Source organism: Saccharothrix sp. (assembly GCF_031180885.1).
GTDB lineage: Bacteria > Actinomycetota > Actinomycetes > Mycobacteriales > Pseudonocardiaceae > Actinosynnema.
The window spans coordinates 25,971-38,789 of sequence record NZ_JAPSLK010000023.1 but is presented as its reverse complement, the minus strand read 5'-3'; the positions used below and the strand labels follow the sequence as shown (position 1 = coordinate 38,789).

The following is a 12,819-nucleotide window of genomic DNA, read 5'->3' as shown; positions in this document are numbered from 1 at the left end:
CCTGCGAGACTCGGTTCGACGGAGGGGGATGGGATGCGGGTTTTCCAGGGCGTCCTGGTCGTGCTGGGGCTGTTCATGCTGGTCACCGGGTCGTTGGACGTCGTCGTCGGGCCGGCGTTGCTGCCCGGCGCGCCGGAGGCGGTGCCGACGCTGGACAGCCACTACCGGTTCTTCGCCGCCCTGTGGCTGTTCCTCGGGGTGGCGTTGCTGTCGGTGGTGCGGCGGGTCCGGGAGGCAGCCAAGGTGCTGCGGTACGTGTGCGCGGCGGTGTTCGTCGGGGGTCTGGCGCGGGTGGTGTCGTTGGTCTCGGTCGGCACGCCGCACGTGCTGATGGTCGTGTTCATCGGGATCGAGCTGGTGCTGCCGCCGCTGCTGCTGTGGTGGCACTGGTCGCTGACGCGGCCCGCGCGAACGCCGTGATGACGGGGTGCGGGCGGGTGCCGTCGCCGGCCAGTTCGGGCTGGAAGAGGGTGCCCAGGAAGAACGGGTGGTCGGGCAGCTCGGCCACCCGGACCTCGCCATCCGTGTCGTGGCCGCTGAAGACCATGCCGTGCGCGCGCAACAGGTCCAGGTGGCGGGGGTTGAGGCCGTAGTTGCAGTGGTAGCGCTCGACGGTGCGGTCGGCGGCGAGCACGCGTTCGGCGAGCGTGCCCGGGACCAGGTGCACCGAGCCCTCGTGACCCACCAGCGAGCAGGCCAGGGGGGCGACGAGCGGGTCGGCGGCGTCCGGGTCGACCTCGGCGTGCGCGGCGGTGGACAGGCCGCAGACGGTGCGCGCGAACTCCAGCAGGGCGTGCTGGAAACCGCCGCAGGTGCCCAGGAACGGGACCCCGTACTCCCGGGCGTACCGGACGGCGGCGAGCGCTCCTTCCTCTGACGCGTAAGGGCTTCCGGGCAGCAGCCAGACCGCGTCGAACCCGGTCAGGCCGGCCGGGTCGGCGACGTCGTCGGTGCGCACCCAGTAGGCGTCGAGGTCGAGGTGCTCGCGCTCGCGGAGGGCTTCGAGCAGGACAGGGACGCGAGTGTGCGAGCGGACGTGGGGTGACCGGTCTCCGACGAGGGCGAGGCGTGGTGTCATGCGTTCGATCTTCGGGGCGTGGGTGGTTCACGTCCAACGATGATCTGTGCACTGTGGATAAGCGATACTGATGCTGATGGACCCGCACCTGCTCCGCACGTTCACGACTGTTGTCCGCCTCGGCTCGTTCTCCGCCGCGGCGGCTGAATTGGGCTACACCCAGTCGGCGGTCTCCCAGCACATCGCCGGGTTGGAACACGACCTGGGTGTGCCGCTGCTGACTCGTCGGCCGGTGGCTCCGACTGCGGCCGGCGAACGGCTCTTGGAGCACGCCACGTCGCTCCTGCTTCGCTTGGACGCGGCCCGGGCGGACGTTCGCCGGGCCGCGGCCCCACCGCCTGCGCGGACGGTGGTGGCGGCGTCGCCGTTGGCGGCGGTCGCGGCGGTGGGTGAGGTGCGCGGCACGCTGCACGTTCTGCCGCGTGCGGAGGTCGTCGCCGGGGTCGCGACGGGCGAGTTCGACGTGGGTTTCGTGGACGGGGTGGTGGCGCCCAGCGACCCCCTGCACCTGCCGGTCGGTGTGAAGGCGTCGGTGGTCGCTGAGCAGCCCCTGGTGGTGGCCCTGCCGCCGGGGCATCCCTTGGAGCGCCGGAAAGGGCTGAGGCTGGACGACCTGGTCGATGCCAGGTGGATCGACGCGCCGGACGCGGCCGTTCCGTTGGAAGATCTGCGGAAGGCCCTCGGGACGCAAGGTCTGCGGGCGGCGACTCTGTACCGGGGTGCGGACACCGCGGCCCTTCAGGCGCTGGTGGCGGCCGGGCATGGGTTGGCCGTGCTGCCGAACGGCAAGGGTGTGCCGCTGGTGTCCCCGAACCTGGTCCACCGCGTCGAACGGCTGCGCCTCGGCTGAACCGGGGAGGTCCAGCCGAGGCGCGGGGACTAGCGGCCGATCACCGTGCAGGACGCGGTCGCGGTCTTGGTCGGGTCGCTTTCCGAGGTGGCGGTCAACGTCACCTTGCCGACCGGGGAGCCGCCGTCGCGCTTGGCGTGCACCGGGACGTGGACCTGGCCGCCGAACTTCGCCGTGGCCAGGGCGTTGGGCACCGACACCGCCCAGCCGTCCGCCGTCGTCGCCGACACGCGGTACACGTCACCGTCGAGGTACTGGCCGACGTCCTCCGGGTGCCCGCCTGCGGGGGTGGCGGGGCGGCCGGTGTTGAACAGCGGGAAGTGGCACGTGGCCACGCCGTCCGAGCCGGTCCGGCCGGCGGTCGGCAGGACGCGGACGCCCCGCTGCTGCGGACCCTTGCCGTCCAGCGAGCGGATGGCGACGGTGTAGGACAGCACGCCCTGGTGGTCGTGCTTGACGTCCAGGACGTAGAAGTGCAGCCGGTTGGCCGGGTCGACGTGCTCGTACTCGCTGCCGGAGTTCGTGCCCGCGTGGAACAGGGCGTCGGACAGCTGCCGGTAGTCGCCGACCGTGATGGGCACCTTGCGCCCGTCCGGCAGGACGTAGTCGGTCATGCCGATGTCCTGCGGGTTGGCGTCGATCACCCACGCGAACGGGGCGCGGTCCTCGTTCTTGGTCTTGGCGAGCAGGACGCCGGCGTCGGGGGTGAACGAGTCCGACCCCATCCGGTCGACGACCTCGACGGTGTAGTTCTGGTAGCCGCCGCCGTCGCACAACGGATCGGTGCGCACGTCGCATGCGGGGGACAGATCACCGGTGCCCATCGCGATGTTGATGCCCGACAACCCGTTCGGTCCCGGCTGCACGGTCCGCGCGGTGACCTTGGCGATCACCACGCCGGAGTCCGCCAGGGCCTCGCGGGACAGGCGCAGCACGTTGCGCTCGTCCACGATCCCGAGCTTCATCTTGTTGCGCAGCACGTGCTGCGCGCCCATCGACCCGCCCGCGGTCGCCGGGATGACCCACCGCGAGTGCGGCCCGCCGGGACCGTTGAACGAGCCGCGCGACAGCATGTCCCAGATGCCGGTGTACGCGCGGCGCGGCGGGTTGGAGTACGGGTTGTTGTAGTTGTCGCCGATGCCGAGCAAGTGGCTCAACTCGTGCGCGTACACGCCCTGGCCCGAGCTTTCGGCCTGGGTGGACGACCCGTTGCCCGCGTTGGGCCACAGGCTCGACCCGGCCGCCCACGACGTCCAGTCCACGTACCGGGTGCGCGACCAGTTCGGCAGCGCGTCGTCCGGCGGGCCGAACGCGTCGGGCACGTCCTCCTTGGTCGGGAACTTCATCATCCCGAACTCCTGCCACGTCCCCGACTCGTCCTGGCCGGCGGACAGGAAGTACACGAAGTCGAACCCGGCCGGCACCTGCGCCCCGACGTCGGCCACCCACGCGGCACGCCCGTCCGTGCGGATGTCCCGCGTGCAGGTGTCCCCGGCCGGGCAGGCGGTGCCGCCCTGGAACTCCATCGCGTACTCGTGGTCCTTGCCCGGCATGGTGTACGGGCCGAACGCGGTGAGGTCGACGCCGTAGCGCCCGCCGGAGTCCTCCATCCAGTACTCGTGGACGGTGTGGCCCCGGTTGAGCGCGTTGGGCTTGTTGAGGAAGTCCTGGTAGAACCGCGCGACCTGGTCGCGGGGGACGTCGTGGGCTTCGGAGCTGGGGTTGTTGAAGACGGTGGAGTGCTTGGGCTGGGTGACCACGAACGGCTGGTTCGGGTAGTCGAGCAGCACCAGGGCGCCTTTGAAGTTGCGCACCGAGCCTTTGACGTCGGGGTCGGCCCAGTTGGTGCCGGGCACCTTCTTGTAGTCGCGCTCCCAGGTCATGTGGTCGGGGTTCACCCAGCTCTGCGGGTCGATGGGGCCGGGGAACCCGGCCTGCGCCGCGACTCTCGCCGAATCCCGTGACTGCTGCCAGGGCTGTTGTTGTGGCCAGTGGTCGTACTGCCAGGGGTGCGGCGGGCCTTCGGGCGGTGCGGCTGTGGCGGAGGTCCCGCCGGCGGTCAGGGCGGCGACCGAACAGAGAGCGGCCAACACCAGGACGGGACGCCGGTGCCCGCGACGTGTGTGGTTCATACCACCTCCGTGAGGATGATCTCCTCACGCTAACGGCCGCAGCGCGCGACGCAGCCGTTGTCAGTTGACGGTGGACCACGAAGGGGGGACGGGCGAAAACCCGGAAAGTGGGCGCGGAAGGACAGAGCTTCCCTCGCCCTTCTCAAGGTATAGCGCATGGGGGGACTTGCCGCAAGGCCCCGGGTGTGCCGCACACTTGCCGACCGTAACGAGGAAGTGCTTGATCGGGGGCTTGTGTCTACAGAGGGTTACGGCGCGGAACTGCGGGCCGAGCGGGAGTACGTGGCGGGGCTCTACGAGCGGCTCGACGGTGAGCGGGCGCGGGTGAAGGGGGCCTACCGGGACGCCCTGCGCGGGACCGGTGGCACGCCGATGGAGCGGGACTTCGAGGTGCGGGCGCTGGGCAAGGAAGTCCGGCGGCTGGACGTGGCGGACAACGGGTTGTGCTTCGGGCGGCTGGACACCGTGGACGGTGGGCGGTCCTACATCGGGCGGATCGGGTTGTTCGACGAGGACGACGAGTACGAACCCGTCCTGCTGGACTGGCGTGCGCCCGCCGCGCGGCCGTTCTACACCGCCACCGGGGCGAACCCGGAGGGGATGCGGCGGCGTCGGCAGTTCCACACGCGCGGGCGGCAGGTGCTGGAGTTCACCGACGAGGTGTTCGGCAGGCCCGGGAACGGCGAACGGGGCGACGCGGCGCTGCTCGCGGCGGTCAACGCGCCCCGCAGCGAGGGCATGCGGGACATCGTCGCCACGATCCAGGCCGAGCAGGACGAGATCATCCGGCTCGACCACCCCGGCGTGGTGGTGATCGAAGGCGGTCCCGGCACGGGCAAGACGGTGGTGGCGCTGCACCGCGTGGCCTACCTGCTCTACACCCAGCGGGAACGGATGGAGCGGCACGGTGTGCTCGTGGTCGGCCCGAACCCGGCGTTCCTGAACCACATCAGCCGCGTGCTGCCGTCGTTGGGCGAGTCGGACGTGGTGTTCATGACGCCCGGCAGCCTGGTCCCGGGGTTGCGGGTGACCAAAGAGGACGCGCCGGAAGCCGCGCGGGTCAAGGGTTCGCTGAAGATGGTGGACGTGCTCAAGGCGGCCGTCGCGGACCGGCAGCGGCTGCCCGAGGAGCCGTACTCGATCGACCTCGCGGACCTGACCGTGCGGATCGACGCGGCGACCGCGGAGTGGGCGCGGGACGAGGCCCGGCAGAGCGGGTTGCCGCACAACGAGGCGCGCCGGGTGTTCACCGAGATCGTGACGTACGTGCTCACCGAGCGGGCGATCGGGCGGATCGGGCGCGGGTGGCTCACCCGGGAGGACCGCGAGGGGTGGGAGCGACTGCGGGCGGACCTGGTGAAGGAACTGGATTCGGACGAGACGTTCGCCCGCGCCTTGGACGAGATGTGGCCGGTGCTGACCCCGGAGTCGGTGCTGGGGCCGCTGTACGAGTCGGAGGAACGGCTGAAGGCGGCGGGGGCGGACCTTGCCCTGCACCGGGCCGAGGGCTCGGCCTGGACGGTGTCGGACGTGCCGTTGCTGGACGAGTTGGTGGACCTGCTGGGCCGGGACAAGTCCGGTGAGGAGGCCGCCGCCGAACGGGAGCGGAAGAAGCAGGCGGAGTTCGCGGCGGGCGTGCTGGAGCAGCTGGTCGGCCGCCAGGACTCGATGGACGACGAGGACCACCTGTTCGCCACCGACCTGCTCTACGCCGAGGACCTGGCGGAGCGGTTCGACGAGCAGGACACGCGGGAACTGGTGGAACGCGCGGCGGCGGACCGGGACTGGACCTACCGGCACGTCGTGGTGGACGAGGCCCAAGAACTGTCCGAAATGGACTGGCGGGTGCTGATGCGGCGCTGCCCGGGCCGGTCGTTCACGGTGGTCGGGGACCTGGCGCAGCGCCGGTCGCCGGCCGGGGCGCGGTCGTGGGACGCGGTGCTCCAGCCGTACGTGCCGGGGCGCTGGGTGTACCGGTCGTTGACGGTGAACTACCGGACGCCCGCGGAGATCATGGCCGTGGCGGCCGGGGTGCTGGCCGAATTCGCGCCCGAGGTGCAGGCGCCGGAGTCGGTGCGATCCTGTGGTGTCTTGCCGTGGTCGCGGAAGGTCGGTGACGAGGAACTTCCCGCGGCGGTGGAGGAGTTCGTGCGGGCGGAAGCCGGCCGGGAGGGGACGAGCGTGGTGATCGGGCCGCCGGACGTGCCGGGCGCGGTGCCGGCGTCGGAGACCAAGGGGTTGGAGTACGACGCGGTCCTCGTGGTCGACCCGGACCGGATCCTGGCCGATGGGCCGCGCGGGGCGGCGGAGCTGTACGTGGCGCTCACCCGGGCCACGCAGCGCCTGGGCGTCCTGCACCGCAACCCGCTGCCGTCGTCCATGACCGGGCTGGCGTGATCACTCCCACCAGAACGACCACCGGTGGCCGTCTTTGACCAGTTGTTCGGCGTAGGTGGACAGGCGGGCGTCGCCCTGCCACACGTTGTCCGGGCAGAACGCGAAGTGCTCGGCGGCGACCGCCAAGGCTTGCTGGTACGTGGTGGGCGGGGTGGCGACGCTGAGCACCAGGTCACCGGGACCCAGGGCGACGACCCGCCCGCCGAACCGGTCCTCCCAGTCGCGCAGAACCGCCGAGATCTCGGCGGGGTTTGGGGTGTGGTTCGCCGCGCCGGTCCAGCCGGTGGCGGTCGGCACGTCGGCGCTCCGGTCTGCGGCGACCAGTCCCAGGAGCAGTTCCGGGTAGTGGTGGAGCAGGTCCGCGGCGACACCGTCGGCGGCGGCGTCCGGGTCTCCGGCGGTGTCTGCCGGCGCTGTCCCGGGCCACGTGCTGAACGGCGCGGTCATCGCGGGGTCGTTGGCGTACCTGGTCCACCACCGGGCCAGTAGGGCGGCAGGATCGTCGGGCGTTGGTCCGTCCGGCGTGGACCAAGGGCGGAAGTCGTCCGGGGTCTCGACGTGGAGCAGCACGGGCCAGAGACCGGTGCGCGGGTGGTCGGCGCGCAGCCGTGCCCACTGGTCGGCGTGGTCGTCGCCGGGCCAGGGCGTTTCGGTGATCATCGTGCCGCCGCCAAGCGGGCCTCCAGGCTGTCGAGGATCAGGTCCAGGCCTCGGGTGAACTCGTCGCCGTAGGAGTAGTCGCGGTCGAGGATCTGTTCGGCGACCATCTCCGTCAGGTGCGGGTACTGGTCGGCGGGCAGGTCGACCTGGGCGACGAACTCCTCCGCGCTCTCGCCCGCCTGGAAGGGCAGGTTCAGCTCGGTCAGCACGAACCCGTACACGTACGCGTCCAGCACGGAGAACGCGCTGGCCGCCAGCCCGACCGAGAAACCGTTGTGCCGCAAGCACCCCAGCACGGCGTCGTGGTGGCGCAGCGACGCCGGGCCGGGGGAGCGGCGGGATTCGATCAAGCCCAGGCCCCAGCTGTGCTCGGACAGCACGGCGCGGGCCGACGCGGCCCGGGTGGTCATCGCGGCGCGCCACGGCGTGGCCGGGTCGGGCAGGTCGATGCGGACGAAGATCCAGTCGGCGAGCGCGTCCAGGAGGGCGTCCTTGCCCTTGACGTGGTGGTAGAGGGACATCGCCTCGACGCCCAGTTCCTTGCCCACGTTGCGCATGCTCACCTGGGTCAGGCCACCGCGGTCGGCCACGCGGACGGCGGCGTCGACTACGCGGGCGTGGGTCAGGCGGGGCACGGGCGACCTCCTTGCGCTCTTACACCTGTAAGGCTACCGTCCGACTTACAGGTGTAAGGGAGACGGGTCATGCGTGCAGCGGTGGTCGACAGGTACGGCGCGCCGGAGGTGGTGCGGGTCGCGGAGGTCCCCCGGCCCGTGCCCCGGGCGGACGAGGTGCTGGTGCGGGTCAGGGCGGTGGCCGTGACCTCGGGGGACGCGCGGATCCGGGCGGCCCGGTTCCCGGCGGGGTTCGGGGTGTTCGGGCGGTTGGCGTTCGGGGTGGTCCGGCCGCGCAAGCCGGTGTTGGGCGGGTCGTTCTCCGGGGTGGTCGAGGGCGTCGGGGCGCGGGTCACCGGGTTCGCGCCGGGGGACGAGGTGTGCGGTATGACAGGGGTGCGGCTCGGGGCGCACGCCGAGTACGTGGCCGTGGCCGGCGCAAAGCTGGTCCGCAAGCCCGCCGAGGTGTCGCACGAGGACGCCGCCGGGCTGCTGTTCGGCGGCTCGACCGCCTTGCACTTCCTGCGCACCAAGGGTTCCGTGGGCGAGGGCAAGACGGTGCTGGTCAACGGGGCGTCCGGCGCGATCGGCACGAACGCCGTCCAGCTGGCCAAGCACTTCGGCGCGGTCGTGACCGGTGTGACCAGCGCGGCCAACGCCCAACTCGTCAAGGACCTCGGCGCGGATCGCGTGATCGACTACACGACCGGGGAACTCGACCGCACCCGGGACCGCTTCGACATCGTCCTGGACACGGTCGGGGCGCTGACGATCAAGGCGGGCCGCCGCCTGCTCAACGACGGCGGCATCCTCCTGCTGGCGGTGGCCGGACTGGCCGACACCATCCGGGCCCGCGGGGACGTGGCCGCCGGCGCGGTGCCCGAACGCACCGAGGACTTCGAGTTCCTCCTCGACCTGGCCGCCCGGTCCGGCCTCACCGTGGTCATCGACGAGTCGCACGACCTGGTGGACATCGCCGCCGCCTACCGCCGTGTCGACAGCGGCCGCAAGGTCGGCAACATCATCGTCCGCCCCTAGACCCCGACCGGGGCGCGCAGTCTCGGGCGCACCACCAGCCAGACGAGCGCGGCGGCGCAGGTGTGGGCCGCCGCCATCGTCAGCGCCATCGACAGCGGGCTGGTGCCGTTCAGCGACACCAGCGGCGCGACCAGGGGTCCCACCGCGAACGCCGACGTGCCGAGCAGCGCGGCGGCGGTGCCCGCTCTCGTGCCGTGCGCGGCCAGTGCCAGCGCGGAGCCGTTCGACGTCGAGCCGCCGCTGACCAGCATCACCAGGGCCAGCGGGACCAGCAACGCGAGACCCCAGCCGGCCGTTGCGAGCATGGCTGTCGCGGCCAAAGCGGTGCATGTCGTGGTCAGGACGTACATGCGCGCGGGTCCGGCTCGGCGCACGACGGCCCGGTTGACCTGCGCGCCCACCACCGACATGACCGCGTTGGCCGCGAAGCACACGCTGAACCACTGCGGGCTCAGCCCGAAGCTGCCCTGCACCACGAAGCTGATCGACGCCAGGTAGGTGAAGAACGCCGTCCCGCCACACGCCCCGACCGCCAAGAAGCACAGGAACAACCGGTCCCGCAGCAGGACGCCCACGTCCCCGAAGGTGCCCGAGACGCGCCGCGCCGGCGGTGGCAGGCTCTCCGGCAGACCCGTCAACGCCAGCACGAACAGCAACGCGCCGATCCCGGCCAGCACCAGGAAGATCCCGCGCCACCCCATCACCGCCGCGAGCTGCCCGCCGACCACCGGGGCCACGATCGGCGCCAACGCCCCGACCGTGGTCAGCATCGCGAGCAGCCGCACCAGTTCCACGCCCTCGGTGAGGTCCCGTGCGACGGCCAGGGCGATCACGATCCCGGCCGACCCGCACAACCCCTGCAGGAACCTGGCCGCCAGCAACAGCTCGATCGACGGGGTCGCCGCGCACACCAGCGACAGCGCGGTGAACCCGCCGATGCCGACGACCAGCGGACGCCGCCGGCCCAGCCGGTCGCTGAGCGGCCCGACCACGAGCTGACCGAGCGCCAACCCCAGCATGCACGCCGACATCGTGGCCTGCGCCAGGCTCTCGGACGTGCCCAGGTCGGCGGCCAGGCGCGGCAGCAGGGGCAGGTAGAGGTCCATCGAGATCGGCCCGAAGGTCTCCAGCAGCCCCAGGACGAGGGCGACCCGCCGCAGGTTCACCGCAGGACGCGCCGCAGGAACGACAACCGCGCCGCCTCGGCCGCCCGGGACACCTCGGCGTCGGGCGAGAAGCCCGCGAAACCGTGGTACCCGCCCGCCCACACGTGCAGCTCCGCCTGCCCGCCCGTGGCCCAGATCCGCGACGCGTACGCCACGGCCTCGTCGCGGAAGATCTCCGCCGCGCCGACGTCGACGTACGCGGGCGGCAGGCCCGACAGGTCCGCCATCCGGGCCGGGACCTGGTACGGCGAGGCCTGGTCGGTGCCGCGCAACGGACCCAGGATCGCGTTCCACGCGGTGTCGTTGTTGTTCCGGTCCCACGCGCCCAGTCCGTCGTACTGCCGGGTCGACACGGTCTCGTTGCGGTCGTCCAGCATCGGGCACATCAGCACTTGCCCGGCCAGCGCGGGTCCGCCGTGATCCCGTGCCAGCAAAGCCACTCCGGCCGAGAGCCCGCCGCCGGCGCTGGCCCCCGTCACCACGATCCGGCTCGGGTCCACACCGAGTTCGGCGGCGTTCGCGGCCAGCCACACCAGGCCCGCGTAGCAGTCCTCAACGGCGGCCGGCGCGGGGTGCTCGGGCGCCAGCCGGTACTCGACCGACACGCCGACCGCGCCGAACCGCAGGACGTCGTCGATCAGCCCGTCCAAGCCGAAGAACCGGTTGCCCAGCACCATCCCGCCGCCGTGGATGCTGTAGATCGCCGGTGCGTCCACGACCCCTCCGCGTGGACGCACCACCGTCACCACGATGTCCGGTTCACCCCGTGGGCCGGGCACCGCGCGGTCCTCGACCTCCACCGGCCGGTCGCCTACCACCTGCTCGACCGGCGGCACGATGGTCGCGAAGTGCGCGCGGTTGACCAGGATCGTGTCCGCCCGCAACGGGATGCGCTCCACCAGGTCCAGGAACGCGGCGAGCCCCGGTTCCAGCTCCGGGTCGTACGGGACGGGCTTCATCCCAGCCCCAGCACGCGCCGCAGCCACGAGTTCCGGGTGGCGAGGGCGGCCTGGCTGATGTGCCACTCGGGCACGTACATGTCGAACCCGTGGAACGCGCCGCTCCACACGTGCAGCTCCGCCTGGCCGCCGGTGGCCCAGATCCGCAGCGCGTAGTCGGTGTCCTCGTCCCGGAACGGCTCCGCGCTGCCCACCTCGATGAACGCCGGCGGCAGGCCGGACAGGTCGGTGGCGCGGGCGGGTGCCGCGTACGGGGAGACGTCCGGGCCGCCGGCCGCGTCGCCGAGCAGGGACCGCCAGCCGGCGAGGTTGGTCTCGCGCGTCCACGTGCCGGTGTCGAGGTACTGGTGGCTGGACACGGTGGTGTTGGTGTCGTCGATCATCGGGCACAGCAGGAGCTGCCCGGCGAGCTTAGGGCCGCCCCGGTCGCGGGCCATCAGCGCCACCCCGGCGGACAGGCCACCGCCGGCGCTGCCGCCCATGACCACGATGCGCTCGGGGTCCACGCCGAGTTCCGCCGCGTTGGCGGCCATCCACACCAGGCCCGCGTAGCAGTCCTCGACGGGCGCGGGGTGCGGGTGCTCGGGCGCCAAGCGGTACTCGACGTTGACCGCGACCACGCCGAGTTCCAGCACCAGGGCGAGCAGTCGGCCGGTGTCCATGTTGCGGTGGCCGATCATCATGCCGCCGCCGTGGATGTTGTAGAGGCCCGGCACCGGGCTGTCGAGGCCGCGCGGCGAGAGGATCGTGACCTCCAGTTCGCCGGCGGGGCCGGGGAACGTGCGTTCCACGACGTCCACGGGCGCGTCGCCGACGACTTCGGCGGCGGGCGGGAACATGGCCGCCATGGCTGCGCGCATGGTGGGGATCGTCTCCGGGGTGAACGGAGGGGCTTCGGGTTGGAGGATCTTCGCCAGGGCGGGCTCGATCTCCGGGTCGAACGGGACGGGGGTGCGCGGCACGTCGATCACGGCCCTTCGGGGTCGATCACGCCCCGGTCGGCCCAGAACGGCTCGACCAGCGCGCGGATCTCGTCGGCGCCGACCCGGTCGACCAGGTCGACGGCGGCGAGGTTGTCTTCGAGCTGCGCGAGCTTGGTCGCGCCGAACAGGGTGGTGACGTTGGCGGGGTGGGTGAGGGTGAAGGCCACGGCGAGGCGGGCGGCGCTGGTGCCGAGCTTCGCGGCGACCTCGGCGACCCCCTGGGCGTGCCGCTTGATCTCCTCGCGGACGCCGCCCGGGTCGCGCCCGATCTCGCGGGACTGCCCGCTGTTGCCCGCGAGGATGCCGCCTTCGAGCACGTCCGAGGCCTGCATGGCGAACCCGTCGGCGAACAGCCGGGCGAACGGCTCGCCGTCCGGGATGGCGCGGCGGCCGATGCTGTACTTGAGCTGGGCGATCTGCGGTCCCGGCACGCGCTTGACGGCGGCGACGTCCTGCAACGCGCGGATGTTCGAGGCGGACCAGTTGTTGACGCCCCAGGCTCGGATCAGGCCGTCGCGGGTGAGCGCGGCGAGGTCGTCGACGAGGTCGTCCAGCGCGATGTCGTCGCGCCGCAGGTCACCCAGGATCACCAGGTCGGCGACGTCGAAACCACCGCGCAGGAAGGCGTTTTCCAGCTGCGGGCGGAAGCCCTTGTCGCCGAAGCCTTCGAGCCAGAGCTTGGCCGAGACCAGGTACCGCTCGCGGGGGATGCGCGCGGCGCGCATGATCGCGCTCCAGATGACGTCGGTGAAGACCGGTGGCATACCGGGTGCGCCGTAGACGCCGACGTCGAACAGGTTGACGCCGGCGTCCACGGCCGTGCGGACCATGGTGACCGCGTCGGCGAAGTCCATGCGGTCGTAGGTGTGCCACGAACCCAGGGACAGCGCCGAGACCTCCAGGTCCGACGTGCCGAGGCGGCGGCGGGGCAGGGGGGACACG

12 protein-coding genes are annotated in these 12,819 nt (G+C 72.0%); 4 read left to right on the top strand and 8 right to left on the bottom strand.

Annotated elements, in window-relative coordinates:
• Nucleotides 1-33 precede the first annotated feature (33 nt).
• Nucleotides 34-420: a DUF4345 domain-containing protein gene (locus RIN75_RS24420; RefSeq protein WP_309114337.1), complete on the top strand. Its 387-nt coding sequence runs from the start codon at nucleotides 34-36 to the stop codon at nucleotides 418-420.
• Here the strand turns inward: RIN75_RS24420 and RIN75_RS24415 are convergent.
• Nucleotides 341-1,078: a hypothetical protein gene (locus tag RIN75_RS24415; RefSeq protein ID WP_309114336.1), complete on the bottom strand. Its 738-nt coding sequence runs from the start codon at nucleotides 1,076-1,078 to the stop codon at nucleotides 341-343. The genes RIN75_RS24420 and RIN75_RS24415 overlap by 80 nt on opposite strands.
• 76 nt (nucleotides 1,079-1,154) lie before the next feature.
• Between RIN75_RS24415 and RIN75_RS24410 the strand changes: the two genes are divergently transcribed.
• On the top strand, nucleotides 1,155-1,928 hold the full coding sequence (locus RIN75_RS24410; protein ID WP_309114335.1) for a LysR family transcriptional regulator: 774 nt from the start codon (nucleotides 1,155-1,157) through the stop codon (nucleotides 1,926-1,928).
• A 29-nt stretch (nucleotides 1,929-1,957) separates the two neighbouring features.
• Here the strand turns inward: RIN75_RS24410 and RIN75_RS24405 are convergent, their stop codons facing one another.
• On the bottom strand, nucleotides 1,958-4,060 hold the full coding sequence (locus RIN75_RS24405; protein ID WP_309114334.1) for a M6 family metalloprotease domain-containing protein: 2,103 nt from the start codon (nucleotides 4,058-4,060) through the stop codon (nucleotides 1,958-1,960).
• A gap of 234 nt (nucleotides 4,061-4,294) precedes the next feature.
• Between RIN75_RS24405 and helR the strand changes: the two genes are divergently transcribed.
• Nucleotides 4,295-6,457, top strand: coding sequence for an RNA polymerase recycling motor ATPase HelR (gene helR / locus RIN75_RS24400; protein ID WP_309114333.1), 2,163 nt, complete (start codon nucleotides 4,295-4,297; stop codon nucleotides 6,455-6,457).
• Here helR and RIN75_RS24395 read toward each other — a convergent pair whose 3' ends face one another.
• Both RIN75_RS24395 and RIN75_RS24390 read right to left on the bottom strand, forming a co-directional pair.
• Nucleotides 6,458-7,117: a DUF4253 domain-containing protein gene (locus tag RIN75_RS24395; RefSeq protein WP_309114332.1), complete on the bottom strand. Its 660-nt coding sequence runs from the start codon at nucleotides 7,115-7,117 to the stop codon at nucleotides 6,458-6,460.
• Complete coding sequence (locus RIN75_RS24390; protein ID WP_309114331.1) at nucleotides 7,114-7,752, bottom strand: TetR/AcrR family transcriptional regulator; 639 nt, start codon at nucleotides 7,750-7,752, stop codon at nucleotides 7,114-7,116. Before RIN75_RS24390 ends, RIN75_RS24395 begins: the two co-directional genes overlap by 4 nt.
• Before the next feature lie 69 nt (nucleotides 7,753-7,821).
• On the opposite strand from RIN75_RS24390, the gene RIN75_RS24385 reads away from it, so the two are divergent.
• The gene (locus RIN75_RS24385) at nucleotides 7,822-8,769 is read left to right on the top strand and encodes an NAD(P)-dependent alcohol dehydrogenase (protein ID WP_309114330.1); all 948 of its coding nucleotides are present in this window, start codon (nucleotides 7,822-7,824) and stop codon (nucleotides 8,767-8,769) included.
• On the opposite strand, the gene RIN75_RS24380 is transcribed toward RIN75_RS24385, so the two are convergent.
• The 4 genes from RIN75_RS24380 to RIN75_RS24365 are packed head-to-tail and all read right to left on the bottom strand — an operon-like array spanning nucleotide 8,766 to nucleotide 12,818.
• The gene (locus RIN75_RS24380; RefSeq protein ID WP_309114329.1) at nucleotides 8,766-9,935 is read right to left on the bottom strand and encodes a multidrug effflux MFS transporter; all 1,170 of its coding nucleotides are present in this window, start codon (nucleotides 9,933-9,935) and stop codon (nucleotides 8,766-8,768) included. The genes RIN75_RS24385 and RIN75_RS24380 overlap by 4 nt on opposite strands.
• Entirely contained in the window at nucleotides 9,932-10,894 is a 963-nt protein-coding gene (locus RIN75_RS24375; protein ID WP_309114328.1) for an alpha/beta hydrolase, read from the bottom strand. Before RIN75_RS24375 ends, RIN75_RS24380 begins: the two co-directional genes overlap by 4 nt.
• On the bottom strand, nucleotides 10,891-11,856 hold the full coding sequence (locus RIN75_RS24370) for an alpha/beta hydrolase (protein WP_309114400.1): 966 nt from the start codon (nucleotides 11,854-11,856) through the stop codon (nucleotides 10,891-10,893). The genes RIN75_RS24375 and RIN75_RS24370 overlap by 4 nt, the downstream gene beginning before the upstream one ends.
• Before the next feature lie 5 nt (nucleotides 11,857-11,861).
• Nucleotides 11,862-12,818, bottom strand: a complete 957-nt coding sequence (locus tag RIN75_RS24365; RefSeq protein ID WP_309114327.1) for an aldo/keto reductase — start codon at nucleotides 12,816-12,818, stop codon at nucleotides 11,862-11,864.
• Nucleotide 12,819: the final 1 nt, after the last annotated feature.

Excerpts from the sequence above, each read along its gene's own strand:
- RIN75_RS24385 (WP_309114330.1), top strand. The coding sequence starts at position 7,822 with ATGCGTGCAGCGGTGGTCGACAGGTACGGCGCGCCGGAGGTGGTGCGG.
- RIN75_RS24415 (WP_309114336.1), bottom strand. The coding sequence starts at position 1,078 with ATGACACCACGCCTCGCCCTCGTCGGAGACCGGTCACCCCACGTCCGC.
- RIN75_RS24375 (WP_309114328.1), bottom strand. The coding sequence starts at position 10,894 with ATGAAGCCCGTCCCGTACGACCCGGAGCTGGAACCGGGGCTCGCCGCG.
- RIN75_RS24395 (WP_309114332.1), bottom strand. The coding sequence starts at position 7,117 with ATGATCACCGAAACGCCCTGGCCCGGCGACGACCACGCCGACCAGTGG.
- RIN75_RS24405 (WP_309114334.1), bottom strand. The coding sequence starts at position 4,060 with ATGAACCACACACGTCGCGGGCACCGGCGTCCCGTCCTGGTGTTGGCC.
- RIN75_RS24420 (WP_309114337.1), top strand. The coding sequence starts at position 34 with ATGCGGGTTTTCCAGGGCGTCCTGGTCGTGCTGGGGCTGTTCATGCTG.
- RIN75_RS24410 (WP_309114335.1), top strand. The coding sequence starts at position 1,155 with ATGGACCCGCACCTGCTCCGCACGTTCACGACTGTTGTCCGCCTCGGC.